Origin of the sequence: Pseudomonas sp. URIL14HWK12:I6, assembly GCF_000514195.1 — a bacterium.
Classification (GTDB): domain Bacteria; phylum Pseudomonadota; class Gammaproteobacteria; order Pseudomonadales; family Pseudomonadaceae; genus Aquipseudomonas; species Aquipseudomonas putida_A.
This window is the reverse complement of the sequence record NZ_AZVL01000002.1, coordinates 481,706-508,366: the sequence shown is the minus strand read 5'-3', so window position 1 is coordinate 508,366 and position 26,661 is coordinate 481,706. Positions and strand designations below refer to the sequence as shown.

The following is a 26,661-nucleotide window of genomic DNA, read 5'->3' as shown; positions in this document are numbered from 1 at the left end:
CACACAGACGCGGGATGGAGCAGTCTGGTAGCTCGTCGGGCTCATAACCCGAAGGTCGTCGGTTCAAATCCGGCTCCCGCAACCAAACATCAAAAAAGGCTGCTCGAAAGAGTGGCCTTTTTTGTATCTGTGGAAAAAGTCCTTTCGCAACAATGATCTGTCACGCTGCAGTGAAACGCTCAGGATCATCAGACCGACCGAGTTGCGACTATGCTTGAGTCGCAGGCAAGACGTCTGCAATCCATGACCCGCCCTCGCCGATCCCGGATGAGAGGCGTAGTATTTTGTGATTATTTTTTTCTACAGGGATTGGTAACTTGGCTGGATACCTCCATCCTGTCGCGCACAATCCAAGAGGTGATTGATGCGCGCCAACTCGTCTGATTCACAAGACACCGTCACAGCAGAACATCCGATCAAACCCGAGCGCCTGCGCTTGCTGGATCGGTTGAGCAAATATCGCCAGCCGATCGGTCTGGCGGTCACGTTGCTGCTGTTTGCCATTGCGCTGATTGCCTGTCGCCACCTGCTGAGCGAACTCGATCTGTATGCCCTGCATGACTCGATCCTGGCGGTGCCGAAACCGGCCCTGCTCGGTGCGTTGGGTGCAACGGTGGCCGGCTTCATCATATTGCTGGGCTATGAATGGTCGGCCAGCCGCTATGCCGGCGTGACACTGCCGCCGCGCACTCTGGCGCTGGGCGGCTTCACCGCATTTGCGATTGGCAACGCCATCGGCCTGTCGCTGCTGTCCGGCGGCTCGGTGCGCTACCGTTTATATGCACGCCATGGGCTGGGCGCCTCAGAAGTCGCGCACATGACCCTGTTCGCCAGCCTGTCGCTGGGTTGCGCCCTGCCACCGCTGGCGGCTCTCGCGACCCTGAGCGACCTGCCCGCCGCCTCCGCCGCACTGGGCCTGTCGGAAGGCCTGCTCGGCACGATTGCCATGGTGGTGCTGGGTCTCGGCGCGATTCTGGCGATCGGAATCTATCGCCGCCGCCTGCCGGAGCAACCGTACCGCGACAACCTGCTGGTCAGGGCCGGTCGCCGGACGCTGCGCCTGCCCGGCCGCCGCCTGACCTTCCTGCAACTGATCATCACCGCCCTCGACGTCGCCGCAGCGGCCACCGTGCTTTATCTGCTGCTGCCGGAAGCCCCGCCGTTCGGCGCCTTCCTGCTGGTGTACCTGCTGGCCTTGGCCGCCGGCGTCCTCAGCCACGTACCGGGGGGTGTCGGGGTCTTCGAAGCGATCCTGCTCGCCGCTTTCGCCGACACCTTGGGGGCCGCGCCACTCGCCGCCGCCCTGTTGCTCTATCGTCTGATCTATGTGGTGCTGCCGCTGCTGGTAGCCTGCCTGTTCTTGCTGATCAACGAAGGCCAGCGCCTGTTCCAGACCCAGACCATGCGCGCCGCATCCGGTCTGGCCGCGCCGATTCTGGCGGTGCTGGTGTTTCTGTCCGGCGTGGTGCTGCTGTTTTCCGGCGCGACCCCGGAGATCGATACCCGTCTCGAACACATCGGTTTTCTGATTCCGCATCGTCTGGTTGACGCCTCGCACTTCGGCGCCAGCCTGATCGGCGTACTGTGCCTGATGCTGGCGCAGGGCCTGCGCCGGCGCCTGTCGGCGGCGTGGATGCTGACCACCATTCTGTTGCTGGTCGGCGCCCTGCTCTCGCTGCTCAAAGGCTTCGACTGGGAAGAAGCCACGCTGATGACACTCACCGCCGCGTTGCTGGGAGTGTTCCGTCGTTCGTTCTATCGCCCGAGTCGCCTGACCGAACTGCCCTTCTCGCCGCTGTATCTGGTGGCCAGCCTTTGCGTCCTGGGCGCCTCGACGTGGTTGCTGCTGTTCGCCTATCAGGACGTGCCTTACAGCCATCAACTGTGGTGGCAGTTCACCCTCGACGCAGACGCCCCGCGCGGCTTGCGTTCGTTGCTCGGCGCCGCCGTGCTGTTGCTGGTGATCGCCCTGACCTGGCTGCTGCGTACCGCGCGCCCGGTGATCCACCTGCCGACCCCGGACGAACTGGATCGCGCCGCGAAAATCCTGATGGCTTCGTCGCAACCCGATGGCGGCCTCGCGCTGACCGGTGACAAGGCGTTGCTGTTTCACCAGAACGACGAAGCCTTCCTGATGTACGCCCGCCGTGGCCGCAGCCTGGTGGCGCTGTACGACCCGATCGGCCCCGGCCAGCAACGCGCCGAGATGATCTGGCAGTTCCGCGACCTGTGCGACATCCATCATGCTCGCCCGGTGTTCTATCAGGTACGTGCGGAAAACCTGCCGTACTACATGGACATCGGCCTGACCGCGATCAAGCTCGGCGAAGAAGCCCGGGTCGATCTGCAGCGCTTTGACCTGGAAGCCAAGGGCAAAGAGATGAAGGACCTGCGCTACACCTGGAACCGTGGTACCCGCGATGGTCTGTCGCTGGAAATCCACGAGCCGGGCCAGGCGCCGATGGACGAGTTGAAAGTGATTTCCGATGCGTGGCTGACCGGCAAGAACGTGCGCGAGAAAGGTTTCTCCCTCGGTCGGTTCAGCGACGATTACCTGAAGCATTTCCGCATTGCGGTGATTCGCTTCGAAGGTCGCCCGGTGGCGTTCGCCAACCTGCTCGAGACTTTCAGCCATGACCTGGCCAGTCTCGACCTGATGCGCTCGCACCCGGACGCCCCCAAGCTGACCATGGAATTCCTGATGGTCGGTTTGATTCAACACTATAAGAGTCACGGATACGCGCGCTTCAGCCTGGGCATGGTGCCGTTGTCGGGGTTGCAACCCCGACGTGGTGCACCGCTGACCCAGCGTCTGGGCTCGATGGTCTTCCGCCGTGGTGAGCAGCTGTACAACTTCCAAGGCTTGCGCCGCTTCAAAGACAAGTTCCAGCCTGACTGGGAACCCCGTTATATGGCAGTGCCCGCCGGACTCGATCCGCTGGTGGCGCTGGCCGATACTGCTGCCCTGATCGCGGGCGGCTTGACTGGATTGGTGAAACGCTGATGATTCAACGCTCCCTGAAGTACATCCTGGCCGCACTGATCGTGCTGGCCGTGATTGCCGGCGGCGGTTACTGGTACCTCAAACGCCCGGCACCGCAACCGACTCTGCAACCACTGACGGCCGCCGACGGCACGGTCATGACCCGCGTCATTCCCGGCACCCAGCCCAAGGCGCAGGTGCTGGTCGCGGTCAATGACGACCAGAAGCTGACCGACAACCAACTGAGTACCCTGAGCCGCAGCGCCTCGGCGCAAATCGTTCAGGTGATTCTGCCCAAGGACTGCCTGCAACAGAGCCGCGCCCTGCAAACCGGCCTGCGCGAACTGAATGGCCCGGCCACGCTGGTCAGCGGTATCGGCCCTGGCGCCGTGCTGGCCTGGCGCTGGCTGTCCGAGCAGAAGGACGACAAGGCCCAGGCGATCTCGGTAGACCTGGCCCTGGAAAAACCCGGTTGCACTCACTTGCTGCCGAAATCCGCGGCCCACGGCCATTGGCTGGTGGCATGGAACGACAACCCGGACGACACCAGCGCCGGTTTCGTGCGCGATCAACCGAACGCCGAAACCAGCATCAGCGACTACGACATCAACCTGCCGCAGGTGCTGAACAACGAGCTGCGCAAGATCCTCGTCGGCGGCGACAAGGCCAACGGCGGTCTGGCAATCCCGGTGGTGGAAGTGCCGGCCGGTCAGGCCAAAGACACCGTCACGCTGTTCCTCTCCGGTGACGGCGGCTGGCGCGACCTCGACCGCGACGTAGCGGGCGAGATGGCCAAGATTGGCTACCCGGTGGTCGGCATCGACACCCTGCGCTACTACTGGCAGCACAAGAGCCCCGAGCAAAGCGCGCTGGACCTGACCGAACTGATGCAGCACTACCGGCAGAAATGGGGCACCAAACGCTTCATCCTGACCGGTTACTCGTTCGGTGCCGACGTCCTGCCAGCGATCTACAACCGCCTGCCGGACACCGAGCAGCAACGCGTCGACGCCATCATCCTGCTGGCCTTCGCCCGCACCGGCAGCTTCGAAATCGAAGTCGAAGGCTGGCTCGGCAACGCTGGCAAAGAAGCCGCCACCGGCCCGGAAATGGCCAAGCTGCCAGCGGCCAAAGTTGTGTGCATCTACGGCGCCGAAGAAACCGACGAAAGCGGCTGCACCGACAAGACAGCAGTCGGCGAAGCGGTGAAACTGCCCGGCGGCCACCACTTCGACGAGAACTACCCGGCGCTGGCCAAGCGTCTGGTGGACTTGATCGAGAAGCGTCAGAGCAAGGATCAGCCGACAGAGTGATCTGAGCCGGCAGGACAAAAAGCCCCCGCAACTTCGCAGTTGCGGGGGCTTTTTACATTCCAGCCGCCACCAAAATCCCCTGTGGGAGCGAGCCTGCTCGCGAAGCGGTGAGTCATTTAACAGACTCGTCGACTGACACTACGCCTTCGCGAGCAGGCTCGCTCCCACAGGGAATCTTGTGCCAGATGTTTAGTTTCGTTTACTTCCAGTTTCGCAATATCAGATGACGCCCACAGACCTTGTAGGCAAACTCCGAAACTCGTGTTCGGGCGCTTTGCGGCTCTATTGCGCTGTTTTTTGACGAGATACTCTCTGGACGTCGCTGACCCATTCAGCACCACGCCTGGGCTGCGCATTACCTGACCGTGATGGGCAAAGCCTTGATTGATGACGTGATCCAAGCGCTGATGCCGCGACCTGCGCGGACGAAGACCGAATCTGAAGCCGAACTGGCTGAACCCACCTCATAACCTTGTGGGAGCTGGCTTGCCAGCGATGGCGGTGAGTCAGTCGACATTGATTCTTGATGTGCCGGACTCATCGCTGGCAAGCCAGCTCCCACAGGGGATTTGTGGTGGACTTGAGGTTTATGTGCGGGCACAAAAAAGCCCCCGCCAGCCTCGAAGCTGACGGGGGCTTTCCAGTTAGGGCGCGACTACATCTCCACCTGCGTCCCCAGTTCAATCACCCGGTTCAGCGGCAGATTGAAGAACCGCAAGTTGCCGTTGGCATTCTTCAACATGAACGCAAACAGCGCCTCGCGCCAACGCGCCATGCCTTCGAGTTTCGAGGCGATCACCGTTTCGCGGCTGAGGAAGTAGGTGGTGCGCATCGGGCTGAAGTCCAGTTCATCCAGATGGCACAGTTTCAGCGCCTGAGGCACATCCGGCTCGTCGGTAAAGCCGAAGTGCAGGATCACCCGGAAGAAGCCTTCGCCGTGGGCCTCGACTTCGAAGCGGCGCGATGGCGGTACGCGCGGGATGTCTTCGTAGACCACGGTCAGGAGCACCACTTGCTCATGCAGTACCTGGTTGTGTAGCAGGTTGTGCAACAGCGCGTGCGGCACGGCGTCGGAGCGCGCAGTGAGGAACACCGCGGTGCCCTGCACGCGGTGCGGTGGTTGCACGCGGATGCTGCTGATGAAGATCGGCAGCGGCAACGCGCCTTCGTCGAGGCGTTCGACCAGCAATTGCTTGCCGCGCTTCCAGGTGGTCATCAGCACGAACAGCGCAATACCGGCGATCACCGGAAATGCACCGCCCTGCACGATCTTCGGCACGTTGGCGGCGAAATACAGACCGTCCACCAGCAGGAAACCGATCAGCACCGGCACCGCGAGGACCGGCGGCCATTTCCACAGCAGCAGCATGACGGCCGACACCAGAATGGTGGTCATCAGCATCGTACCGGTCACTGCCACGCCGTAGGCCGAAGCCAGCGCGCCAGAGGATTCAAAGCCGAGTACGAGCAGCACTACGCCGACCATCAGCGACCAGTTCACCGCGCCGATGTAGATCTGACCTTGTTCATCGCTGGAGGTGTGCTGAATGTACATGCGCGGGATGTAACCGAGCTGGATCGCCTGACGAGTCAGGGAGAACGCGCCGGAGATCACCGCTTGCGAGGCGATTACCGTGGCCAGCGTCGACAGCCCCACCAGCGGAATCAGCGCCCAGCTCGGCGCCAGCAGGTAGAACGGGTTACGTGCCGCTTCCGGGTTTTCCAGCAGCAGCGCGCCCTGACCGAAGTAGTTCAGCACCAGCGCCGGCAGCACCAGCAGGAACCAGGCACGGGCAATCGGCTTGCGCCCGAAGTGGCCCATGTCGGCGTACAGCGCTTCGGCACCGGTCAGCGCCAGTACCACCGCGCCGAGGATCGCCACGCCCATGCCGGCGTGCACCATGAAGAAACGCACCGCCCAGACCGGATTCAACGCATGCAGCACTTCCGGGTAATGGCTGATGCCATACACCCCGAGGGCGCCGAGCACCAGGAACCAGGTGACCATGATCGGCCCGAACAGAATGCCGATCCGCGCCGTACCGTGGCTCTGGATCAGAAACAAGCCGACCAGCACCACCAGCGACAGCGGCACCACCCAGTGGTCGATGCCGTCGAACGCCAGGCCCAGGCCTTCGATCGCCGACAGCACGGAAATCGCTGGGGTGATCATGCTGTCGCCGTAAAACAACGCCGCGCCGATCAGTCCGCAAACCACCAGCAACGAACGCAACCTCTTGCGCTTGCCCGCCGCACGGCGTGCCAGTGCGGTGAGCGCCATGATGCCACCCTCGCCCTGGTTGTCGGCGCGCAGGACGAACATCATGTATTTGATCGAAACGACCCAGATCAGCGACCAGAAGATCAACGACAGAATACCCAGTACCCCATCGTGATTGACGGGCACGCCATACGCGCCGGAAAACACTTCTTTGAGGGTGTACAACGGGCTCGTGCCGATGTCGCCGTAAACTACCCCGACTGCCGCGACCAGCATGCTCAGCGGTTTTGCAGCCGAATGCTCGGCGCCCGCCGCCTGACTACTTGCCTGACCCATCCAACACTCCTGATTCTCGAACCGGCTTCTTTGAATGAAGCACTATGCTTTGTGGTGCAGCATGCGCTGTTTTACCTGTTGTTACAGACGTTTTGTTGACTGTAAAAAATTGGTAAAGCTCAACGGCGCGAAGCATAGCGCAGCACTCGTCGTATTTCCCTGCATAAAGCTGGTCAAGTGCGTTGCTCATCGCTAGAATTGCGCACTTTTTGATCAGAGGCGCACCCTAAGCGCCCATCCTTCGGCTTTCCCACACGGCAAGCGACGTCACAAAACACCGAGGTTAGACATGTCCACCACTCCTGCGCCGGCCAATCCAAAGGTTGGCTTCGTATCTCTGGGTTGCCCGAAAGCACTGGTCGACTCCGAGCGCATCCTGACCCAGCTGCGCATGGAAGGCTATGACGTGGTGTCCACCTATCAGGACGCCGACGTGGTGGTGGTCAACACCTGCGGTTTCATCGACTCGGCCAAGGCTGAGTCGCTGGAAGTGATCGGTGAAGCGATCAAGGAAAACGGCAAGGTGATCGTCACCGGTTGCATGGGCGTGGAAGAAGGCAACATCCGCGACGTACACCCGAGCGTGCTGGCCGTGACCGGTCCGCAGCAGTACGAGCAAGTGGTCAACGCGGTGCACGAAGTGGTGCCGCCGCGTCAGGATCACAACCCGCTGATCGACCTGGTGCCGCCGCAAGGCATCAAGCTGACTCCGCGTCATTACGCCTACCTGAAGATTTCCGAAGGCTGCAACCACAGCTGCAGCTTCTGCATCATCCCGTCGATGCGCGGCAAACTGGTCAGCCGTCCGGTGGGTGATGTACTCGACGAAGCCCAGCGTCTGGTCAAATCCGGCGTCAAAGAGCTGCTGGTGATCTCGCAAGACACCAGCGCCTACGGCGTCGACGTGAAATACCGCACCGGCTTCTGGAACGGCGCGCCGGTGAAAACCCGCATGACCGAACTCTGCGAGGCGCTGAGCACCTTGGGCGTGTGGGTGCGCCTGCACTACGTTTACCCGTACCCGCACGTTGACGAGCTGATCCCGCTGATGGCCGCCGGCAAGATCCTGCCGTACCTGGACATCCCGTTCCAGCACGCCAGCCCGAAAGTGCTGAAGGCGATGAAACGCCCGGCGTTCGAAGACAAGACCCTGGCGCGGATCAAGAACTGGCGCGAGATCTGCCCGGACCTGATCATCCGTTCGACCTTCATCGTCGGCTTCCCGGGCGAAACCGAAGAAGACTTCCAGTACCTGCTGAACTGGCTGACCGAAGCCCAGCTCGACCGCGTCGGCTGCTTCCAGTACTCGCCGGTCGATGGTGCGCCCGCCAATGATCTGGACCTGGAAGTAGTGCCGGACGACGTCAAGCAAGACCGTTGGGAGCGTTTCATGGCGCACCAGCAGGCGATCAGCTCGGCCCGTTTGCAAATGCGCATCGGCCGCGAGATCGAAGTGCTGGTGGACGAAGTCGACGAGCAAGGCGCCGTCGGCCGCTGCTTCTTCGATGCCCCGGAAATCGACGGTAACGTATTCATCGACAACGGCAGCAACCTCAAGCCGGGCGACAAGGTCTGGTGCAAGGTGACTGACGCTGACGAATACGACCTGTGGGCTGAGCAGATCTAAGCACCACAAAATACCTGTGGGAGCGGGCTTGCTCGCGAAGGCGGTGTATCAGTCACTGGATATGCCGACGGATACACTGCTTTCGCGAGCAAGCCCGCTCCCACAGGGGATAGTCGTGTCATCAAAAGCCTCGCTCTTTTTTACGAGATGCGGGGCTTTTTTACGGCTATCGTTTACCGGGGGAAGGACTCCCTTGAAACGAACAAGAGGCCATCGGGCATGCGTCAGCATTCGGTCATTCACACGCCGAAACTCAGCGATTATCAGGAACTGACCCGGGTCTGGGAGGCCTCGGTTCGCGCGACCCATGATTTTCTGCCGGACAGCTACATCGAGTTGCTGCGCAATCTGGTGCTCACCCGTTATCTGGACGCGGTGATGCTGATCTGTACCAAGGACGCCAACCAGCGCATCACCGGATTCGCCGGGGTGGCGGCGGGCAAGATCGAAATGCTGTTCATCGATCCCGAGTATCGTGGCCAAGGCTTGGGCAAGAAACTGCTCAACTACGCCATGCAACATCTGAATGCCGATGAACTCGACGTCAACGAACAGAACCCGCAGGCACTGGGATTTTATTTCAAGCAGGGTTTTGAAGTGATCGGCCGCTCGGAGGTGGATGGCATGGGCCAGCCGTACCCGTTGCTGCATATGCGCCTGCGGCAGACCCAGCAGCGCTCAAGTAACGGCTGACACATCGTAGAACCCTGTGGGAGCTGGCTTGCCAGCGATGCAGGCGACTCGGTCTGACAGATGCACCGAGGTGATGCCATCGCTGGCAAGCCAGCTCCCACAGGAATTGCGAACCCCTGCAAATGGAACCGGGCTTAACCGGCGCCAGGCAGGTACAATGCCCACCCCTTTTTTGTTACGGCCCTGTCATGACTGACCCGATTCGCCTCTCCAAACGCCTCATCGAACTGGTCGGTTGCTCCCGCCGGGAGGCCGAGCTGTTCATCGAGGGCGGCTGGGTCACCGTGGACGGCGAAGTGATCGACGAACCGCAATTCAAGGTCGGCGACCAGAAGGTCGAGCTCGACAAGGACGCTCAGGCCTCCGCGCCGGAGCCGGTCACGATTCTGCTCAACGTGCCGGCCGGCATGGATGTCGACACCGCCATGCAGTCGCTCAGCGCCGACACCCTCAGCGACGAGCACCGCTACGGCAAACGCCCGCTGCGCGGGCACTTCCTGCGCTTGACCGCCAGCGCCGATTTGCAGCCCAAGGCCAGCGGCCTGCTGGTGTTCACTCAGGACTGGAAAGTGCTGCGCAAACTGACTGCCGACGCGGCCAAGATCGAGCAGGAATACGTGGTCGAGGTCGAAGGCGACATGGTTGCCCACGGCCTCAATCGCCTGCAGCACGGCCTTACCCACAAGGGCAAGGAGCTGCCGCCGGTCAAGGCCAGCTGGCAGAACGAAAACCGCCTGCGCTTCGCCATGAAGAACCCGCAGCCGGGGATCATCGCGCAGTTCTGCGAAGCGGTTGGCCTGAAGGTCATCGGCATCCGCCGCATCCGCATCGGCGGCGTGTCGATTGGCAAGGTTCCGGTGGGCCAATGGCGCTACCTGTCCGGCAAAGAGAAGTTCTAAAGCTTCCACTGCCGCCACACATTCCGGCAGCGCGCCTGCGTGCTGCCCACAACGATTATCAGGATTACCCACATGATTCATAACGACGTATTGCGCAGCGTGCGCTACATGCTCGACATCAGCGACAAGAAAGTCATCGAGATCATCAAGCTCGGCGGCCTGGACGTGGAGCTCAAAGACGTCGTCGCATACCTCGACAAGAAAGAAGAAGACGAAGAAGGCTTCGTGCGCTGCCCGGACGAAGTCATGGCGCACTTCCTCGACGGTCTGGTGGTGTTCAAGCGCGGCAAGGACGAAAGCCGTCCGCCGCAGCCGATCGAAGTGCCAGTGACCAACAACATCATCCTGAAGAAGCTGCGCGTGGCCTTCGAACTCAAGGAAGACGACATGCACGCGATCCTCAAGGCAGCCGAGTTCCCGGTGTCCAAGCCTGAGCTGAGCGCACTGTTCCGCAAGGTCGGCCACACCAATTACCGCGCGTGCGGCGACCAGTTGCTGCGCAACTTCCTCAAGGGCCTGACCCTGCGCGTTCGCGGCTGATAACGAAACGTGACTTACAGTGTCTCCCCCATCGGCTTCGTGCGCTCCTGCTTCAAGGAGAAGTTCGCCATCCCGCGCCAGCCGCAACTGGCCCCCGCCGCCCGTGGCGTGCTGGAGCTGGTGGCGCCGTTCGATCAGGGTGATGCCGTGCAAGGGCTGGAGCAGGTCAGCCATGTCTGGCTGCTGTTCCTGTTTCATCAGGCGCTGGAAGAAAAGCCGCGTCTGAAAGTGCGGCCACCGCGCCTGGGCGGCAACAAGTCCATGGGCGTGTTCGCCACCCGTGCGACGCACCGGCCCAATGGCATCGGGCAGTCAGTGGTGAAGCTGGACAAAGTCGAGGCCAATCGGCTGTTCATTTCGGGCATCGATTTACTCGATGGCACACCGATTCTCGACATCAAACCCTATGTACCTTACGCCGACATCATCGCTGACGCCTCCAACAGCATCGCCAGCGCCGCGCCACAGCTGATTGACGTGCGGTGGACGGACGCCGCACTGCAACAGGCACACGGCCATGCTCAGCGCCTTGGCGAGCCTTTGGTCGAGCTGATCGAGCAGTGTCTGGCGCAGGATCCGCGTCCGGCGTATCAGACGCCGACACCAGAGCGCGAATACGGTGCGCAGTTCTGGGATCTGGACGTGCGCTGGCATTACCCGACGCCGGAGCAAATCCGGGTACTGGAAGTCATCCCCGCCAACACCTGAACCCCGGAAACGCAAAAGCCCGCGCTGCCTTCTCAGGCAACACGGGCTTTTCTGCGTAGCACGAAACCATTGTGGGAGCGGGTTACTTCTCGACGAATGCACGCTCGATCAGGTAGTCACCCGGCTCGCGCATACGCGCCGAGATCTTCAGGCCGAAGCTGTCGAGCACTTCGCTGGTCTCGTCGAGCATGCTCGGGCTGCCGCAGATCATTGCGCGGTCGTCCTGCGGGTTGATCGGTGGCAGACCGATGTCGCTGAACAGCTTGCCGCTGCGCATCAGGTCGGTCAGACGGCCCTGGTTCTCGAACGGCTCGCGGGTCACGGTCGGGTAGTAGATCAGCTTGTCACGCAGCGCTTCACCGAAGAACTCGTTCTGCGGCAGGTGCTCGGTGATGAATTCGCGGTAGGCGACTTCGTTGACGTAGCGTACGCCGTGCACCAGGATCACTTTTTCAAAGCGCTCGTAGGTTTCCGGGTCCTGGATCACGCTCATGAACGGCGCCAGACCGGTGCCGGTGCTCAGCAGGTACAGATGCTTGCCCGGGTTCAGGTCGTCAAGCACCAGGGTGCCGGTAGGCTTCTTCGAGATGATGATCTCGTCGCCTTCCTTCAGGTGCTGCAGCTGCGAGGTCAGCGGACCATCCTGCACCTTGATGCTGAAGAACTCGAGATGCTCTTCCCAGTTCGGGCTGGCGATCGAGTAAGCGCGCATAAGCGGGCGGCCGTTGGGCTGTTGCAGGCCGATCATCACGAACTGACCGTTCTCGAAGCGCAGGCCCGGATCACGGGTGCACTTGAAGCTGAACAGAGTGTCATTCCAGTGATGAACACTGAGGACACGCTCGTGGTTCATGTTGCTCATGTACGTGGGACTCCTGGATATTGGGTCTGCGCTCGCCTTTGCGGCCAACAGTGCGCAATTGCATCGCATTCTAATAGCGACGACAATATCTGTTAACTGGATTATTAAGATAAGGGTTATCGGTTATATCGATATGCGATTTACTCTTCGTCAACTGCAAGTCTTCGTCGCCGTCGCCCAGCAGGAGAGCGTATCCCGTGCTGCGGGTCTGCTCAACCTCTCGCAGTCGGCGGCGAGCACCTCGATCACCGAACTGGAGCGCCAGTCCAGCTGCCAGCTGTTCGATCGCGCCGGCAAACGGCTGAGCCTCAACGCCCTCGGCAAACAGCTGTTGCCGCAAGCGGTGGCACTGCTCGACCAGTCCAAGGAAATCGAAGACCTGCTCAACGGCAAATCCGGTTTCGGCTCACTCTCGGTGGGCGCCACCCTGACCATCGGCAATTATCTGGCGACCCTGTTGATCGGCGGCTTCATGCAGCGCCATCCGGAAAGCCAGGTAAAACTGCACGTACAGAACACTGCCAATATCGTGCATCAAGTCGCTCATTACGAAATTGATCTGGGTCTAATCGAAGGCGACTGCAGCCATCCGGACATCGAAGTGCAGAGCTGGGTGGAAGATGAACTGGTGGTGTTTTGCGCGCCGCAGCACCCACTGGCCAAACGTGGCAGCGCGACCATGGAAGAGTTGACGCACGAAGCGTGGATTCTGCGTGAACAGGGTTCCGGCACGCGCCTGACCTTTGATCAGGCCATGCGGCACCATCGCAGTGCGCTGAATATCCGCCTGGAGCTGGAGCACACCGAAGCGATCAAACGCGCGGTGGAATCAGGGTTGGGGATTGGCTGTATTTCGCGGCTGGCGCTGCGTGATGCGTTTCGACGCGGCAGCCTGGTGGCGGTGGAAACCCCGGATCTGGATCTGGCCCGGCAGTTCTACTTCATCTGGCACAAGCAGAAATACCAGACTTCGGCCATGCGCGAGTTTCTCGAGCTGTGCCGCGCCTTCACCGCCGGGGTGCAGCGCAGCGACGAGATCGTCTTGCCGAGTATCGCTTAAAGCAGAATCACCGCCCACACCAGGGCAATCATGCTCAGGGCCACGAATTGCGCGGCGCTGCCCATGTCCTTGGCGTTCTTCGACAGCGGGTGCAGTTCCAGGGAAATGCGGTCAATCGCCGCTTCCACCGCCGAATTCAGTAACTCGACGATCAGCGCCAGCAGGCACACAGCGATCAGCAGCGCCTGTTCAACGCGACTGACATTCAGGAAGAACGTCAGCGGAATCAGCACCACATTGAGCAGCACCAGTTGGCGAAATGCGGCTTCGCCGGTGAAGGCTGCGCGCAGGCCGTCCAGCGAGTAGCCGGATGCGTTGAGGATGCGTTTCAGGCCGGTCTGGCCCTTGAAAGGTGACATAACGTAAAAACCAACCAGAAAGGAGTGGGAAAGCTAGAGCAACAAAAGTCAAAAAAGCGTGAAGACGCCAGCCTTTATTGGCTCGGAATTGACTCAAGTTGTTGCAGAAGTAATGCCGCCTGAGTCCGGGTGCGCACATTCAACTTGCGAAAGATCGCCGTGACGTGGGCCTTGATGGTCGCTTCGGACACGCTCAACTCGTAGGCAATCTGCTTGTTGAGCAGGCCTTCACAGACCATGGTCAGTACGCGGAACTGCTGCGGGGTAAGGCTGGCCAGTCCATCGCTGGCGGCTTTGGCTTCATCGGAGACACTGACGGCTTCGAACGCCTGCGGGGGCCAGAACACATCGCCATCGAGGACCTTGCGCACGGCTTGCTGAATCACATTCAGGTCGCTGGACTTGGGAATAAAGCCACTGGCGCCGAACTCCCGGGACTTGACCATGACCGAAGCTTCTTCCTGGGCCGAGACCATCACCACCGGAATCTGCGGGTACTGCCCGCGCAGCATGACCAGACCGGAAAACCCGAACGCGCCGGGCATGTTCAGGTCCAGCAGGACCAGATCCCAGTCGGACTTTTCGGTCAGGCGCGCTTCCAGCTCGGCGATGCTCGCCACCTCCACCAGTCGCACATCCGGGCCAAGGCCCAGTGTCACCGCTTGATGCAGCGCGCTACGAAACAGAGGGTGATCATCGGCAATCAGGATGTCGTATGTGGCCATTTTTCAAATGATCCTGTTTTTTGATGGCAGACCCGACGCATTCGGGTCTCGCCAAAGCAACTCGAGATACCGCCGCACAGCGCTATCCACAGGGGCACGTTCAACGCCAATCACGAGCAAACACGGCGTTTCAAACCCTGGCCGCACCCCAATCGGCGCCAAGCATGCCCAGCGTAGCCGGGGTGGTCAAGCAGCACGGCCGCCGCTGGGTGAAGTATGGGCCACTATCGGGCCAACACCGCTTGCGGCTTTCGTATATAAGGCAAGAGCTCGGCGTGGGCCGGAGTCGACTCGTTGAGCGGCAACTGTTGTTTGGCGCCCAGATAGTGCTGGCTGAACACATCGAAGTAAGCGTCCAGCGCCGACGCTGCATCGCTGTCCCCCGCCAATTCCAGGCACAAAGCTGCGACCTCGGCGGTGCACAGATGCTCGCTGCGGGTAGAGCGGCGCAGGCGATAACGCGAGAGTCTGTCGGGCAGCAGGCTGAGAATCGGCAAGCGGTCGAAGTACGGACTCTTGCGGAAAATCTTGCGCGCCTCGGTCCAGGTCGCATCCAGCAGGATGAACAACGGACGCTTGCTACTATCGGGCACGACGGTGTTGGTCACCCGCGACGGTTCTACATATTCGCCGGGAAACACCAGATATGGCTGCCATTGCGGGTCGTTGAGCAGCGCCAGCATCCGCGGGTCGGGTTCGGTGCGCGACCAGATGAACGCGTGGTTGTCGCGCACCACATCGGCGATCAACCAGCCGGTGTTGCTCGGCTTGAACACTTCCTTGCCGGTCATGATCAGACACACACCGGAACGGGTTTCGACGGTCGGCCGCCAGGCGCACAGGCAGTGGCTGATGATCACCCGGCAGTCGCGGCAACGCTCGGAGCGAAAACCACGGGCCTGAATCGGCTTGATACCTTCGTCCTCGCGCTGGTCACGCAAGCGGGCTACGGCGTTGGGGGCATGATGGATCACGGGCAACGCCTTATGGCAGGAAAACTCGACACACACAGCACTCGGCAAGGCAATAAAGGCCGGCAGTTTACCAGAGCGACGAGCGCAAACCTGTACCGTCCCGACCGGCTCCCCTATAATCCGGCGCCACTGAACGCACAGCCACGGGGCTGGTCGAACCACCAGTCACTGAATCAGGAGAGTTTCATGCTGCGCCTTATCGTTCCTACCGCGGCCATCGCACTGGCGTTGTCCTTCAGCGCACAAGCGGCGTCCTTGAAAGAGCAGAATCTGAACAAAGAACTGCGCAACATCGCCGAGCAAAGCAGCGTCGGCACGCCGCGGGCGATCAATGAAGACATTCTCGATCAGGGCTACACCGTTGAGGGCGTTACCCTGATCAACCACCTGAGCGTCCAGGCCAGCCACGCCGAAAAGATGCGCGCTGACCCAAAAGCCGTGTATTTCCAGCTGGGTGCTTCGGTGTGCAATAACCCGTCGTACCGCAAGCTGATGGCCAAGGGTGCGATCATGCGTTACGACTTCAGTGAATATAAAACCAACAAGGCCATCGGCTCGGCCAGCTACCAGGATTCCGATTGCCCGAAAGCTGCCCCGGCGAAGAAGAAGTAATCATCGGGTATTGGCGCGCCGTTGTTCATCCTCGGCGCGCAATTCGGCCACCAGGGCCTGCAAGTAGCGAGAACGCCGTTCTCCACCTGCCAACCGACGGCAGCACTCCTCTTCGAGACTCACTTGATTGGTCTCGGCTGATGCTTTCAGCATCCGATACAACTGCGTATCGATTTCCAGAACCACTCTGGCCATCTTTCCCGCCTCCATGCCTGCTACCCGCGAATCCTTGAAAAGCGCGCACCCTGCGTACGGTTGCCGACTCAAAGCTGTCGTACAGTGCCTGTAGGTTAGTAAATCAGAGTGATTGCTCTACGGCGTACGTTCGGACGAGTGGTGAATATTCATTGCCAGCCAGCCCGCAACGGTTGCCAGGAAAGCCTGCGCGGCGTAAAGATCAACTCAGCGCAATGGCTCGCAAGGGTCTAGATTCAAAGTATTCCCGATCACCTGTTCACGGCAGAAAAAGGAGCTGCCGAGTGTGTGTGTGTTTTTGCAGCGCGGCACTGACGCCGCACGTCAGGGCCACCCGCTCTGTGCAGAAGGAGACGTTGAATGCCTTACCAACCGAATGACCTGCTCAGCCGACATTTTCAGGAAAGCGGCCCCGACCTCATCAGCAAGGTCGAAGAACAGCTCAAACAGATTTCCCCCGACAGCCCGAACCTGCCGATTTATCGCGACATGATCCTGACCGTGCTGCGCATGGCCCAAGAGGATCACAACCGCTGGAACGCCAAGATCACCCTGCAGGCCCTGCGTGAACTGGAGCAGGCGTTCCGGGTGCTGGAACAATTCAAGGGACGACGCAAAGTCACGGTATTCGGCTCGGCGCGCACGCCGGTCGAGCACCCCCTGTATGCAATGGCGCGTGAACTCGGCGCGGCCCTGACGCGATCAGACATGATGGTCATCACCGGTGCGGGTGGCGGGATCATGGCCGCCGCGCACGAAGGCGCCGGGCGTGACCACAGCCTCGGGTTCAACATCACCCTGCCCTTCGAGCAGCATGCCAACCCGACTGTGGACGGCACCGGCAATCTGCTGCCGTTCCATTTTTTCTTCACCCGCAAACTGTTCTTCGTCAAGGAAGCCGATGCGCTGGTGCTGTGCCCTGGCGGGTTCGGCACCTTGGACGAGGCACTGGAAGTACTGACGCTGATCCAGACCGGCAAAAGCCCGTTGGTGCCGGTGGTGTTGCTGGACGCGCCGGGCGGAACCTTCTGGCAAGGCGCACTGGATTTCATTCGCCAGCAACTCGAAGAAAACCACTACATCCTGCCCACCGACCTGAAATTGATGCGTCTGGTCTATAACGTCGATGAGGCGGTGGATCAGATCAACCAGTTCTACAGCAACTTCCACTCCAGTCGCTGGCTCAAGCGTCAGTTCGTGATTCGTATGCATCACAAGCTCAGTGACGTGGCGATGGCGCATATGCAGGAGGCTTTCGCCGATCTGTGCCTGAGTGACCAGTTCCATCAACACGCTTACAGCGGCGAGGAACATGACGAAGCGCAGTACAGCCACCTGGTGCGGTTGGCTTTCGCGTTCAATGCCCGAAATCATGGCCGTCTCAGGGAACTGGTGGATTACATCAACCTCCCCGAAAACTGGGCTCACACCCAACCGCAGACCGCCCAACGTGCACGTGAGCCATCAAAGGTAATTTGAAGGCAAAAAAAACGGCCGGCTATTTTCATAGCGGGCCGTTTCTATTTAAACCGACTTAATCGTCCATGCTTCTGCCGCTGAACAAGCGGTTGATCATCTCCATCGAAAAACCCCGATAGGCGAGGAAGCGGCCTTGTTTGGCGCGCTCCTTGGCGTCAATCGGCAAGTGTCCCGAGAACTTGCGTTGCCACGTCTCGCGAAGCTGCTCCTGCCAGTCGATACCGCTTTCACGCAGGGCGAGTTCGATATCGGCGCGTTGCAAACCACGCTGACCCAGCTCTTCGCGAATGCGCAAGGGGCCATAGCCGGAGCGGGCACGGTAGGAAACAAAGCTTTCAAGGTAACGGGCTTCGGAAAGCAGTCCCTCTTCCGTCAACCGGTCGAGGGCTGTTTCGATCATTTCCGCCTCAGCGCCGCGCTGACGCAGTTTACGCGTCAGTTCGACTCGACCGTGCTCGCGTCGAGCGAGCAGGTCCATGGCGGTTCGCCGCACCGCGACGAGGGTATCGAGTACAGCGGTGGTCATCGCTGCGATCAGATATCAGCGTCAGCCAGGTCGTCTTCGGTCTCTTTGACCGCAGAAGCCTTGGAGTCGGCGATCACCGCTGGCGACAGCAGTTTGTCACGCAGCTGCTTCTCGAGCTTGGCAGCGACTTCCGGGTTGTCTGCCAGGAACTTGGCCGAGTTGGCCTTGCCCTGACCGATCTTGGTGCCTTCATAGGCATACCAGGCGCCGGATTTCTCGACGAAACCATGCAGCACGCCCAGGTCGATCATCTCGCCATTGAGGTAGATGCCCTTGCCGTAAAGAATCTGGAACTCAGCCTGACGGAACGGCGAAGCCACCTTGTTCTTCACAACCTTGACGCGGGTTTCGCTGCCGACCACTTCGTCGCCTTCCTTCACCGCGCCGGTACGGCGGATGTCGAGACGAACCGAGGCGTAGAACTTCAGCGCGTTACCACCGGTGGTGGTTTCCGGGCTGCCGAACATCACGCCGATCTTCATGCGGATCTGGTTGATGAAGATCACCAGGCAGTTGGCGTTCTTGATGTTACCGGTGATTTTACGCAGCGCCTGGGACATCAGACGGGCTTGCAGGCCCACGTGCATGTCACCCATTTCGCCTTCGATTTCAGCCTTCGGTACCAGTGCCGCCACGGAGTCGACGATGATCACGTCAACCGCGTTGGAACGCACCAGCATGTCGGTGATTTCCAGTGCCTGTTCGCCAGTGTCCGGCTGGGACACCAGCAGGTCGTCGACGTTGACGCCCAGCTTGCCGGCGTATTCAGGGTCGAGGGCGTGTTCGGCGTCGACGAAAGCGCAGGTCGCGCCGGCTTTTTGAGCCTGGGCGATCACGGACAGTGTCAGTGTGGTTTTACCGGAAGATTCAGGACCGTAGATTTCAACGATACGGCCTTTTGGCAGACCGCCGATGCCGAGTGCGATGTCCAGACCCAGAGAGCCGGTGGAGATAGCCGGGATCGCCTGACGGTCCTGATCGCCCATACGCATTACGGCACCCTTGCCGAATTGACGTTCGATCTGACCCAGGGCCGCAGCCAAGGCTTTCTTCTTGTTGTCGTCCATTAAAGTCCTCACGTAATCAATAAGGCCTGACGGCCAACACCTGTATAAGTAGCCAGTATTATTCCACAGCGTTCGCGGATCGCCTACCCCTGATTTTCGATTTCTCGTGCCGCTAGTCGCAACAGCCCCTCTAGCGCGGCCTTCACCGTTTGTCGGCGCACTTCATCACGGTTGCCCGAGAAGTGCTGAACCTCACTGGAAACCGCATCGCCCACGCCCCAGGCCAGCCACACCGTGCCCACCGGTTTGTTCGGTGTACCGCCATCGGGCCCCGCCACGCCGCTGACCGCCACGGCAAACCGCGCCAGACTGTGCTTCTGCGCACCACGCACCATCGCCTCGACGACTTCGCGACTGACCGCACCCACCGTGCCGAACAGTTCGACGGGGACATTCAGTTGCCGGGTCTTCTGCCGGTTGGAGTAGGTCACGTAACCGGCCTCGAACCACGCCGAGCTCCCCGGAATCCGCGTGATCGCTTCAGCAATTCCGCCACCGGTACACGACTCGGCCGTGGTGACGTGGGCGTTGAGCAACTGCAAACGTCGGCCGAGCTCGGCAGCCAGTTGAGTGATCTCTTTCACGGTGCGCTCCGGATCGGATGGAATGACTACCACCGTACACGACCCGGTTGCGCTTTCAATACACAGACTCATTCAAAATGTTCGGGCGCCAGCGCTCTGACATAGGCCTGACAGGCCTGCAAGGCAATCAGTCCGCGGTTACCGGTGTCGGTGATGGCGATAATTCGTTGAGCATGCGCCGGGTCAAGTCGGGCGCGTACGGCTGCATGATCCACGCCGCCGGGGCCGGCGGTGGCTGGCACCCCGCAGCCTTGGGCAACGTCGCCAGCGTCGATGAGGACTGACAGGCGCAAATCAGCAGTGGCAAGACGATCGCGCAGGCGATCCTGATCACGTTGGGCATCACTGAGTGCTCGATAGTGGGTTTGTTCACTGGCTGCGAGGCGTTGCTCAAGGGCCAGACGTTTATCCTGCTCGACCTGCTGCGCGCTGGCTGCGGCCACATTCAGCTGATTGAGAGTGTCGGCGTTTAACCGCGCCTGCTCCGCCAGTTGTCGCCCGTAACGCCAGTCCTGAAACTGCCAGGCCAGCGCAGCGCTCCCCAAAGCCAGCAACAAAGCGCCGACTACGCGCCAGGAGACGGACATAGCACCGCCCTCGCCCGCGCCCAGATGTCGAGCCGATCCTGCAGGCCATTCAACCCGCCGTTGATTCGGCGGGTGATGCTGTTGAACTGGTCGCGGTCGGCCAGATCGTTCAGGCCGTTCTGTTCCCAGAACCATGCCGCCGATTCCGCTGCCCATTGCGGTTGCTCAAGCAATTCCGGCAAGGACAGCAAGCGCTCATCGCCGAACAGGCCGAGGCTGCACTGCCGATAGTTGCTGCGCCCGGTGATCTGGATCAGCCCGCGACCACGGTATTTCTGCCCATCGCCGTCGGCCTCGGGCGTGTTGCCCAGACGCAGCGCCAGCGTGCCGGTGTCATATTTGCTCAGGTACTGGTTGTTGCCCAGTTCGCGCACGTATTGCAGTTGCCCCGACTCATGGCCGACTTGCGCAAGAAACGCGGCGATGCGTTTTGGCGAGTCGATATGGCGGCGAGTCATTGCGTTGTTAAGTGCAGAAACAAAAACGCCCGCTTGGGAGCGGGCGTTGGGCATGATGATTTTAAGGTTGTCTTCAGTTATTTGCATGATGCGTGTTCCTCCCTGGAGGCTCCGATTGAATCATGGTTGGCGGACAACGCCCCCCAGCCATTTTTTTGCCAGAGTTGTCAGGGTGTTGTTCGGTACAGATTCTTCGAGTGCTTCATTCAGGGTCATAACCTGACCGCCCGATGCCAACCACTGCTGATACTCAAGCCAGTCGCGATTGGCAGGATCCTGCGGGACGAATGCTGAATCGCTCAGACGAAGAACGCCGTTGGTGGTCAATTGATAGCTCATGGTTTCTCCTAAAGTTCGGCGTCAGCAGTCCATTCGATCTGCAAGGTTTGACCTGGCAAACTGCCAACCGGTGTAACGGTGGCAAACGAAATGGCGCGCTCTGTCGAGCCCTGCACAATGCTGCCGGTGCATGCGCCCACGGTCTGATTCCATACCTGATTGCCGGTATTGCCTGGGCAGTACATGACGACAGTGGGCAAGACTCTCTTTTGCACCAACATCCCCACAGTCATCGCGAATTGACCGCTATTGGCAGGTGCCGCTTGGGTGAATGATGAAATGCAGGTGCCAGAGCCATTGTTTGCCCGTACCGGCAACCAAGTGGCGAAGGACTTCTCGAAATAGCGCTGGCAAAGCATCAGCTCTTCAGCCACCGGCCGATATTCGAAAGGTGTGGATACCGGCCCTTCTTCCAGCTGAATCTGCGCCAGATCCACGGTCTGCAGCACGTTCAACGGCAGGTCGAACGCAAGCCTCAGGAAGTTGTTGGCGCCCAGCATCTTCCCGGCAATGCCCGACAGACGAAACGTTGCGCTGAACTTCTTCCACGACGTACCCAGCTGGAAAACGTCGACGGTTTTCTCAACGGATTCGGAACCTGCAGAACCGAAGTTCTGGATCACCGACACTCTTAATGGTCGGGCTGCATCGGAACGCGCCCAGAAGGTGACGGTGGCAGTTTTCCCCGCCAGGGTTCGAACCGATTCCACAGCCTGAGAAACCCTGTGGACGGTGGCGGCGGTTCCTGCCTGGGTCTGTTGCCAGCGCAGAAAAAACTGCGGTTCGTCGGCGACTTCGCTTTGCCCAGGCGCGAAACTCTGCTGAGAGATGGCGACGCCCGCATTGCCATTCCAATCGCAACGAAAACGATCGGCTACATACCCACCGATATTGGGACCTTGGTTGGTTGTTCCGCGCTGCCAGATATCGAAGCCGCCATTGATCAGCACATTCCTGCGATAGACCTGTGCCGGAAACTGCTGCAGTGGGTCAGGCTTCGATAACTGGCGGATGGCCTGCGCCAACTGATCGGTTTGTGCTTCATCAGGTTTCAAACCAGCCGCAGTAATCGCGCCGAGAATCTCCTGGGTAACGCTGTTACCCCAGCTCGCCGGGATCAACGATCCCGGTGTTCCGGCAATGGCATCTTCATCGACGAATTTTCCGTCGACCAGGCCTGAGCCCGGGATGCTTTTTGGGTAATCCATATTTATTTATCCTCGGCCGATGAGCAAATCGCTCAGCCATTGGTCCGTAGCAAGCCTTCCAGCCAGTCTGGCTCGATCGGACGCGAACGGGCATCCGGGAAGTCTGGATTGTTGGGCCAGTCGCGCAGCGCCTGCCGATAGGCCAGCAGTTGTTTGAATTCTTCGGTGCGCAGGGTGGTGCCCTCGCCCATTTCCAGTTCCTCTGCATCGCGAAGAACCAGCCATTGAGTGCTCTGCAGTACGTTATTGCGCCAGTCGCGCTCAAGGGCAATCAGCGCCACTGGAGAGACTAGCGGCTCGCTAAGGACTGGCTGACCTGTGGCAGTGGCGCTGATGACTTTGCCTGCGGCCTGCCCGGCGAATAGCTCAATGTATTGGGCCTGAGTGATTTCCACTGCGCCTTCTGGAAGTTCGGGTCCAGGATTTTCAACCCGGTCAAATCCAAGGGTTTGTGCGTAAAAGTAAATAGCCATGGTCAAACTCCCCAAACCAGAATGCGACCCGAAATTCCCGTCGATGGCTTGATCCCCGTAGAGTCAATGTTGCGAACCCGCGCCACCACCTGAGTGGTGGTCGATACACCCAGATCAAACGCCCAGACGGTCGCATTTCCGGCACTCCAGCCTGCCGGATTCGCCTCATTGGCGACGCCACCCAAAATGGCCGACGGAAACTTGATCGGCAGTGAAAGCGTCATATTGCCATTGGTATCTGAGGCACCGACGACCCACTGCAGGATCAATCCGCTGGGGAATTTCTGATAACCCGGCGTAGTGAATTGAGCGCCGTATGAGGCGCAATACTTCAACGCTGCCGTGCCGTAAACCACCCAAACACCAGACTCTCTGACGAAATTCGCACTCTCACCGGCGTTCATTACGATCGACGCCACGTAAGCCCCTTGAGGGCTGATTTGTGAACCGGTTTTGCTGGCCACTGTGACCGAGCCTGCGTTGCGGCAATGCAGGCTGATCGTCGCGCCATTCGGCGCCGAGGCTGCATCCGGGAGCGCCACGGTATAAGCCGCTGTGCCGCCCAAACCAATCGAGGAACCGACATCGGTCAGTGTCAACTGAGTCGCTGCGGATATCCCGCGGGCACTCGCATAACTGCCCAACGCTCGCTGCACAAATTCCGCAGTTGCCGCCGAGCGTCCGTTATCAAACTGCGGTGCGGTGTTGAACAGCGTCGGACTGCGCAGCGCACCGAGCAACTGATTATTGGATGACTCATTCGGCGTCATGCCGGCCGCTTGCACGACATTAAGAATTTCCTGGGTGACACTGTTACCCCACGCGGCCGGGATCAACGATCCCGGGGAACCGGCGATCGGGTTTTCATCGACGAAGCTGCCGTTGACCAAGCCAACGCCGGGAATACTTTTTGGATAATCCATTGCACTGCTCCCTGTGCTGAAATCAGTCGGCTACGGCTGCGCCGGGCGCGACCGGCCAGGTAATTTCGTCGGGGAATCCGACCTGCTTTTCGATGCGATTCAGCTCGACGCTGTAGAGCTTCCATTCGATCAGCAGCAGTTGTTCGTCATGGTTGGCATCGCCAATATCCTCGGCGTATTGCAGCGGGGCGATGCGCAGGACGGCGTCGCGCAGCAGTGCGTCGCGCTGGCCGAGAGATTGCTGTCTGGCGCTCGCCAAACGAGCCTGCTCATCCAGCACCCAGGCGTTGTCGCGCCAGGTGTGGAACTCACCTGGCCATGGTTGCGCGGTCAGGGCGTCCGGTAACTCACCCAGCTCGGTCCAGATCTGTTGGGCGCCGCCATCCTTGCGATAAACCATGCCCCGGCGGTCGATCACCTCACGCGGTACACCGTTGATCAGTGCCCAGCTACGACCGGTTTCCGGCTCAGGCAACTCGTACGCCAGCTCAACAGCATTACCGGGTAACTGGATGCCAATGCCCGGCGTGACAATGAACTCGACAGGCCCGGACAGAGCGCCCGAGCCATCAAATAGATAATTGAACATGAAGTGCCTCAGATGAGTTTGATGCGGCCGGGATAGGCGATGTTGCGCGGGCGGGATTTGAAGGCGTAGAGCAATGTTGCTGCGGTATCCCTCTGGTAACTGGTATTCACCGGAAAAGTCGGACCACCATTGATCAATCCCGTCACGTATTGCGGTTCTTCCCGGGTATCCGCGCCAAAACTGGTCAAGCTATCTGACCAGTACGCGCCCACAGCGCCTGCGCCATTGGCACCTTGTGCATAGGAATGCGTCGATCCAGTCTGAAAAGTGCCCATGGCACGCCCGGCATCCACGCCACGACCTTCATCCAGAACCCGCAGAAATTCCCCTCGCCCTTCGGGACCACGAAAGGTCGTCGCACCGTCACCCGTGGTCCATTTCCCCTCGGAGCCCACGCGTAAGGCTTCAGTCCCCAGCATTCCCGATTGCTGTGCGTGATCCCACAGCCACGGCCATTCCGCACGTTTCATCACGGTGCCGTTCAATGCACCGTATCCGCCGGGACTGAGCATCAGGGTCGTCTCGAAAAACGGCCGCCCCAATGGCGTATTGTCGAAACGACCGACCGGCCACCAACTCCCCGCCCCATCACTGCGCAAATGCCACCAGTCACCGCCGCCCATCAATACGAAGAACGGATAACCGCTGGCCGACAGATGGGTGTGAAAACGAATCCAGTCGGTACCGGACGCCTGGATGACCATGCGATTACCGCTGTTGTCCACCCGCCGAACAATCACGTCGCGCACACCGAGGGCGGCGTTGGCCGGTGGCAGCAGCAAGGTCACTGGCCCCGGGCTGCCGTCGATCAGCACCAGGCCAAGCTCGGCTTCGGTCAGGGTTTTCGATGCGGCCAGTCGGGTGATGACCGAACGCATCGGGCTCGCTCTGCCGATGATCGACTGAATCGCCTTGTACAACTGCCCGGTATCGGCTTCAGAAGCCACCAACCCGCCGCCGTTAATCACACTCAGGATCTCCTGAGTCACGCTGTTGCCCCACACCGCCGGAATCAACGAACCCGGGGTTCCCGCCACCGGGTTTTCATCGACAAAGCGGCCATCGACCAGGCCGACGCTGGGGACGCTTTTTGGATAATCCATAGTTAACTTTCCTTTACCTGGAACATTGATGGGCGATGCCGACAATGCAGCATCCATTCACTCGGCAGTCATCCAGGCAGGCTTTTTCGGTCGAGAGCGTTTGGAGGGGAATTTCTTCGCCTGGGGCCACTTGCGTAGCGCCTGCAGGTAATTCAGCAGGGTCAGATATTCAGAGTCGGATAGCGTGGTGGCTTTTATCAATTCCACTTCGTCCCGATGGCGGTCACGCAACCAGACCACGCGATCAAATTCCTTGTCGCGCCATGCCTTTGCTTCGATCAGCGCTTGCTCGCCTGAAAGGGGCGTCGACTCGATCAGTATCGGCAGACCTTGCTCGTCATGGGACCGCTCGGTTCCGGCTGCAGGGTTAGCAATAACCGACTCGTAACGCTCGTCGTCAATTTCAACGGCATCGCACGGGAGGCTCGTGTGATAGCCCGACAAATAAGTGTTGCCAGTGGTGCAGCTATAGAAACGTTTCATTTCAGTTCCCCACTCCCAGCACAGTGACAAAACCGGTGCCACCGGAATTACTCAAAACCTGCACCTGGCTAGAATCAAAATAGGTCACCAAGGGTGGAGTGGTGATATCGAAATAGGGTGCGTTTCCGCCGTGCGAATAACTCGCCCAAGTAGCGGCACACTGGGTCTTGAAAGCCACCGGCCAAGGTTGGGCAGCATAGGTTTTATCTGCAGCAATGGTGATCAGGACCCACTGGATCATGAAGCCCCCCAACCAACTCGGAAAGACGATATAGCCGTTCGCGCCAATGCTGTAGGAAACACCAAACCGGAGCTTTTTCGGTGTGACGATGGCGGTGTCGTCAGTCCCCGCATTGACTTGGCTTTGGGTCGCGATCCGCGCCCAGCCCAAAACCGTTTCAGTGGCTTGAACCACTTTCTTTTCGATCGCTTGGAAAACGCGCTGCGGCGTCATCAGACGGCTGCTGCTGGTACCTGCTTCGGCCTCATCCTTGCTCGCCAAAGAATCATTTTTGTTCTTCTCGACAATCGTCGAAATCGCCAATCTCAGTTGCGTGCTGTTACCCTCGTCAGGCACAAGTCCGGCGGCAGTGATCGCGTTGATGATTTCATCGGTAACGCTGTTGCCCCATCGCGCCGGAATCAGCGACCCCGGCGTCCCGGTCAGCGGGTTTTCATCGACAAATTTCCCATTCACCAGACCGGCGCTGGGCACACTTTTCGGATAATCCATCC

General features: G+C 60.0%; 29 protein-coding genes, 1 tRNA gene and 1 pseudogene. 12 read left to right on the top strand and 19 right to left on the bottom strand.

Annotation, left to right across the window (positions count from 1 at the left end; genetic code table 11):
- Positions 1-8 precede the first annotated feature (8 nt).
- The 4 genes and pseudogenes from H043_RS0106045 to H043_RS29610 all read left to right on the top strand — a co-directional run.
- Positions 9-85: transfer RNA gene (locus tag H043_RS0106045), tRNA-Met, on the top strand.
- Between the two features lie 279 nt (positions 86-364).
- Positions 365-3,004 (top strand): bifunctional lysylphosphatidylglycerol flippase/synthetase MprF, encoded by a 2,640-nt coding sequence (mprF, locus tag H043_RS0106040; protein WP_027611098.1) that lies wholly within the window; start codon positions 365-367, stop codon positions 3,002-3,004.
- Positions 3,004-4,296, top strand: a complete 1,293-nt coding sequence (locus H043_RS0106035) for a virulence factor family protein (RefSeq protein ID WP_027611097.1) — start codon at positions 3,004-3,006, stop codon at positions 4,294-4,296. Before mprF ends, H043_RS0106035 begins: the two co-directional genes overlap by 1 nt.
- A 338-nt stretch (positions 4,297-4,634) precedes the next feature.
- Positions 4,635-4,766: pseudogene (locus H043_RS29610) on the top strand (DUF3077 domain-containing protein); the annotation flags it as partial.
- A 185-nt stretch (positions 4,767-4,951) separates the two neighbouring features.
- Here the strand turns inward: H043_RS29610 and H043_RS0106025 are convergent.
- The gene (locus tag H043_RS0106025) at positions 4,952-6,853 is read right to left on the bottom strand and encodes a potassium transporter Kup (RefSeq protein WP_027611096.1); all 1,902 of its coding nucleotides are present in this window, start codon (positions 6,851-6,853) and stop codon (positions 4,952-4,954) included.
- A 289-nt stretch (positions 6,854-7,142) separates the two neighbouring features.
- On the opposite strand from H043_RS0106025, the gene rimO reads away from it, so the two are divergent.
- The 5 genes from rimO to tsaA all read left to right on the top strand — a co-directional run bounded on the left by rimO (position 7,143) and on the right by tsaA (position 11,320).
- On the top strand, positions 7,143-8,480 hold the full coding sequence (gene rimO / locus H043_RS0106020) for a 30S ribosomal protein S12 methylthiotransferase RimO (protein WP_003222282.1): 1,338 nt from the start codon (positions 7,143-7,145) through the stop codon (positions 8,478-8,480).
- A 219-nt stretch (positions 8,481-8,699) separates the two neighbouring features.
- Positions 8,700-9,173 carry a GNAT family N-acetyltransferase gene (locus H043_RS0106015; protein ID WP_027611095.1) on the top strand — a complete coding sequence of 158 codons (474 nt, stop codon included), beginning with the start codon at positions 8,700-8,702 and terminating at the stop codon, positions 9,171-9,173.
- Positions 9,174-9,361: 188 nt separating this feature from the next.
- Entirely contained in the window at positions 9,362-10,072 is a 711-nt protein-coding gene (locus H043_RS0106010) for an rRNA pseudouridine synthase (RefSeq protein ID WP_027611094.1), read from the top strand.
- A gap of 72 nt (positions 10,073-10,144) precedes the next feature.
- Positions 10,145-10,612, top strand: a complete 468-nt coding sequence (locus H043_RS0106005) for a DUF1456 family protein (RefSeq protein ID WP_027611093.1) — start codon at positions 10,145-10,147, stop codon at positions 10,610-10,612.
- Between the two features lie 9 nt (positions 10,613-10,621).
- A complete protein-coding gene (gene tsaA, locus H043_RS0106000; protein WP_027611092.1) occupies positions 10,622-11,320 on the top strand; it encodes a tRNA (N6-threonylcarbamoyladenosine(37)-N6)-methyltransferase TrmO in 699 nt (232 codons plus the stop codon).
- Between the two features lie 82 nt (positions 11,321-11,402).
- Here tsaA and fpr read toward each other — a convergent pair whose 3' ends face one another.
- Complete coding sequence (fpr, locus tag H043_RS0105995) at positions 11,403-12,182, bottom strand: ferredoxin-NADP reductase (RefSeq protein WP_007908723.1); 780 nt, start codon at positions 12,180-12,182, stop codon at positions 11,403-11,405.
- A gap of 133 nt (positions 12,183-12,315) precedes the next feature.
- Between fpr and H043_RS0105990 the strand changes: the two genes are divergently transcribed.
- Complete coding sequence (locus tag H043_RS0105990; RefSeq protein WP_027611091.1) at positions 12,316-13,242, top strand: LysR family transcriptional regulator; 927 nt, start codon at positions 12,316-12,318, stop codon at positions 13,240-13,242.
- Here the strand turns inward: H043_RS0105990 and H043_RS0105985 are convergent.
- The 3 genes from H043_RS0105985 to H043_RS0105975 form a co-directional block, all read right to left on the bottom strand.
- Positions 13,239-13,601: a diacylglycerol kinase gene (locus H043_RS0105985; protein ID WP_003222276.1), complete on the bottom strand. Its 363-nt coding sequence runs from the start codon at positions 13,599-13,601 to the stop codon at positions 13,239-13,241. The genes H043_RS0105990 and H043_RS0105985 overlap by 4 nt on opposite strands.
- Before the next feature lie 74 nt (positions 13,602-13,675).
- On the bottom strand, positions 13,676-14,326 hold the full coding sequence (gene erdR / locus H043_RS0105980) for a response regulator transcription factor ErdR (RefSeq protein ID WP_027611090.1): 651 nt from the start codon (positions 14,324-14,326) through the stop codon (positions 13,676-13,678).
- Positions 14,327-14,550: 224 nt separating this feature from the next.
- Entirely contained in the window at positions 14,551-15,297 is a 747-nt protein-coding gene (locus tag H043_RS0105975) for a tRNA-uridine aminocarboxypropyltransferase (protein ID WP_027611089.1), read from the bottom strand.
- 189 nt (positions 15,298-15,486) lie between these two features.
- Here H043_RS0105975 and H043_RS0105970 point away from each other — a divergent pair, with 189 nt between their 5' ends.
- Positions 15,487-15,912, top strand: a complete 426-nt coding sequence (locus H043_RS0105970; RefSeq protein WP_027611088.1) for a PA3611 family quorum-sensing-regulated virulence factor — start codon at positions 15,487-15,489, stop codon at positions 15,910-15,912.
- On the opposite strand, the gene H043_RS0105965 is transcribed toward H043_RS0105970, so the two are convergent.
- Positions 15,913-16,107, bottom strand: coding sequence for a hypothetical protein (locus H043_RS0105965; protein ID WP_027611087.1), 195 nt, complete (start codon positions 16,105-16,107; stop codon positions 15,913-15,915).
- A 360-nt stretch (positions 16,108-16,467) separates the two neighbouring features.
- Between H043_RS0105965 and H043_RS0105960 the strand changes: the two genes are divergently transcribed.
- A complete protein-coding gene (locus tag H043_RS0105960) occupies positions 16,468-17,586 on the top strand; it encodes a TIGR00730 family Rossman fold protein (RefSeq protein WP_027611086.1) in 1,119 nt (372 codons plus the stop codon).
- Between the two features lie 55 nt (positions 17,587-17,641).
- Here H043_RS0105960 and recX read toward each other — a convergent pair whose 3' ends face one another.
- The 13 genes from recX to H043_RS0105895 form a co-directional block, all read right to left on the bottom strand.
- On the bottom strand, positions 17,642-18,112 hold the full coding sequence (recX, locus tag H043_RS0105955) for a recombination regulator RecX (RefSeq protein ID WP_027611085.1): 471 nt from the start codon (positions 18,110-18,112) through the stop codon (positions 17,642-17,644).
- A gap of 8 nt (positions 18,113-18,120) precedes the next feature.
- Positions 18,121-19,179, bottom strand: a complete 1,059-nt coding sequence (gene recA, locus H043_RS0105950) for a recombinase RecA (protein WP_003222269.1) — start codon at positions 19,177-19,179, stop codon at positions 18,121-18,123.
- An 83-nt stretch (positions 19,180-19,262) separates the two neighbouring features.
- Positions 19,263-19,763: a CinA family protein gene (locus H043_RS0105945; RefSeq protein WP_027611084.1), complete on the bottom strand. Its 501-nt coding sequence runs from the start codon at positions 19,761-19,763 to the stop codon at positions 19,263-19,265.
- Positions 19,764-19,831: 68 nt separating this feature from the next.
- Entirely contained in the window at positions 19,832-20,350 is a 519-nt protein-coding gene (locus H043_RS0105940; RefSeq protein WP_027611083.1) for a lysis system i-spanin subunit Rz, read from the bottom strand.
- On the bottom strand, positions 20,329-20,895 hold the full coding sequence (locus tag H043_RS0105935; protein ID WP_027611082.1) for a glycoside hydrolase family 19 protein: 567 nt from the start codon (positions 20,893-20,895) through the stop codon (positions 20,329-20,331). Before H043_RS0105935 ends, H043_RS0105940 begins: the two co-directional genes overlap by 22 nt.
- Before the next feature lie 33 nt (positions 20,896-20,928).
- A complete protein-coding gene (locus H043_RS0105930) occupies positions 20,929-21,147 on the bottom strand; it encodes a hypothetical protein (protein ID WP_027611081.1) in 219 nt (72 codons plus the stop codon).
- Between the two features lie 8 nt (positions 21,148-21,155).
- Positions 21,156-22,355 carry a carbohydrate-binding protein gene (locus H043_RS0105925; protein WP_027611080.1) on the bottom strand — a complete coding sequence of 400 codons (1,200 nt, stop codon included), beginning with the start codon at positions 22,353-22,355 and terminating at the stop codon, positions 21,156-21,158.
- 32 nt (positions 22,356-22,387) lie between these two features.
- Positions 22,388-22,828 carry a phage tail assembly chaperone gene (locus H043_RS0105920; protein WP_027611079.1) on the bottom strand — a complete coding sequence of 147 codons (441 nt, stop codon included), beginning with the start codon at positions 22,826-22,828 and terminating at the stop codon, positions 22,388-22,390.
- Between the two features lie 2 nt (positions 22,829-22,830).
- Positions 22,831-23,751 carry a hypothetical protein gene (locus H043_RS0105915; RefSeq protein WP_027611078.1) on the bottom strand — a complete coding sequence of 307 codons (921 nt, stop codon included), beginning with the start codon at positions 23,749-23,751 and terminating at the stop codon, positions 22,831-22,833.
- Positions 23,752-23,773: 22 nt separating this feature from the next.
- Positions 23,774-24,340: a tail fiber assembly protein gene (locus H043_RS0105910; RefSeq protein ID WP_027611077.1), complete on the bottom strand. Its 567-nt coding sequence runs from the start codon at positions 24,338-24,340 to the stop codon at positions 23,774-23,776.
- An 8-nt stretch (positions 24,341-24,348) separates the two neighbouring features.
- Positions 24,349-25,443, bottom strand: a complete 1,095-nt coding sequence (locus tag H043_RS0105905; RefSeq protein WP_027611076.1) for a hypothetical protein — start codon at positions 25,441-25,443, stop codon at positions 24,349-24,351.
- Positions 25,444-25,500: 57 nt separating this feature from the next.
- Positions 25,501-25,926 (bottom strand): phage tail assembly chaperone, encoded by a 426-nt coding sequence (locus tag H043_RS0105900; protein WP_027611075.1) that lies wholly within the window; start codon positions 25,924-25,926, stop codon positions 25,501-25,503.
- Position 25,927: 1 nt separating this feature from the next.
- The gene (locus H043_RS0105895; protein WP_027611074.1) at positions 25,928-26,659 is read right to left on the bottom strand and encodes a hypothetical protein; all 732 of its coding nucleotides are present in this window, start codon (positions 26,657-26,659) and stop codon (positions 25,928-25,930) included.
- Between the last annotated feature and the right edge of the window lie 2 nt (positions 26,660-26,661).

Bases quoted from the DNA above. Each gene is read 5' to 3' on its own strand.
- mprF (WP_027611098.1), top strand. From the start codon at position 365: ATGCGCGCCAACTCGTCTGATTCACAAGACACCGTCACAGCAGAACAT.
- H043_RS0106035 (WP_027611097.1), top strand. From the start codon at position 3,004: ATGATTCAACGCTCCCTGAAGTACATCCTGGCCGCACTGATCGTGCTG.
- H043_RS0106025 (WP_027611096.1), bottom strand. From the start codon at position 6,853: ATGGGTCAGGCAAGTAGTCAGGCGGCGGGCGCCGAGCATTCGGCTGCA.
- rimO (WP_003222282.1), top strand. From the start codon at position 7,143: ATGTCCACCACTCCTGCGCCGGCCAATCCAAAGGTTGGCTTCGTATCT.
- H043_RS0106015 (WP_027611095.1), top strand. From the start codon at position 8,700: ATGCGTCAGCATTCGGTCATTCACACGCCGAAACTCAGCGATTATCAG.
- H043_RS0106010 (WP_027611094.1), top strand. From the start codon at position 9,362: ATGACTGACCCGATTCGCCTCTCCAAACGCCTCATCGAACTGGTCGGT.
- H043_RS0106005 (WP_027611093.1), top strand. From the start codon at position 10,145: ATGATTCATAACGACGTATTGCGCAGCGTGCGCTACATGCTCGACATC.
- fpr (WP_007908723.1), bottom strand. From the start codon at position 12,182: ATGAGCAACATGAACCACGAGCGTGTCCTCAGTGTTCATCACTGGAAT.
- H043_RS0105990 (WP_027611091.1), top strand. From the start codon at position 12,316: ATGCGATTTACTCTTCGTCAACTGCAAGTCTTCGTCGCCGTCGCCCAG.
- H043_RS0105985 (WP_003222276.1), bottom strand. From the start codon at position 13,601: ATGTCACCTTTCAAGGGCCAGACCGGCCTGAAACGCATCCTCAACGCA.
- erdR (WP_027611090.1), bottom strand. From the start codon at position 14,326: ATGGCCACATACGACATCCTGATTGCCGATGATCACCCTCTGTTTCGT.
- H043_RS0105970 (WP_027611088.1), top strand. From the start codon at position 15,487: ATGCTGCGCCTTATCGTTCCTACCGCGGCCATCGCACTGGCGTTGTCC.
- H043_RS0105965 (WP_027611087.1), bottom strand. From the start codon at position 16,107: ATGGCCAGAGTGGTTCTGGAAATCGATACGCAGTTGTATCGGATGCTG.
- H043_RS0105960 (WP_027611086.1), top strand. From the start codon at position 16,468: ATGCCTTACCAACCGAATGACCTGCTCAGCCGACATTTTCAGGAAAGC.
- recX (WP_027611085.1), bottom strand. From the start codon at position 18,112: ATGACCACCGCTGTACTCGATACCCTCGTCGCGGTGCGGCGAACCGCC.
- recA (WP_003222269.1), bottom strand. From the start codon at position 19,179: ATGGACGACAACAAGAAGAAAGCCTTGGCTGCGGCCCTGGGTCAGATC.
- H043_RS0105940 (WP_027611083.1), bottom strand. From the start codon at position 20,350: ATGTCCGTCTCCTGGCGCGTAGTCGGCGCTTTGTTGCTGGCTTTGGGG.
- H043_RS0105935 (WP_027611082.1), bottom strand. From the start codon at position 20,895: ATGCAAATAACTGAAGACAACCTTAAAATCATCATGCCCAACGCCCGC.
- H043_RS0105930 (WP_027611081.1), bottom strand. From the start codon at position 21,147: ATGAGCTATCAATTGACCACCAACGGCGTTCTTCGTCTGAGCGATTCA.
- H043_RS0105925 (WP_027611080.1), bottom strand. From the start codon at position 22,355: ATGGATTACCCAAAAAGCATCCCGGGCTCAGGCCTGGTCGACGGAAAA.
- H043_RS0105920 (WP_027611079.1), bottom strand. From the start codon at position 22,828: ATGGCTATTTACTTTTACGCACAAACCCTTGGATTTGACCGGGTTGAA.
- H043_RS0105915 (WP_027611078.1), bottom strand. From the start codon at position 23,751: ATGGATTATCCAAAAAGTATTCCCGGCGTTGGCTTGGTCAACGGCAGC.
- H043_RS0105910 (WP_027611077.1), bottom strand. From the start codon at position 24,340: ATGTTCAATTATCTATTTGATGGCTCGGGCGCTCTGTCCGGGCCTGTC.
- H043_RS0105905 (WP_027611076.1), bottom strand. From the start codon at position 25,443: ATGGATTATCCAAAAAGCGTCCCCAGCGTCGGCCTGGTCGATGGCCGC.
- H043_RS0105900 (WP_027611075.1), bottom strand. From the start codon at position 25,926: ATGAAACGTTTCTATAGCTGCACCACTGGCAACACTTATTTGTCGGGC.
- H043_RS0105895 (WP_027611074.1), bottom strand. From the start codon at position 26,659: ATGGATTATCCGAAAAGTGTGCCCAGCGCCGGTCTGGTGAATGGGAAA.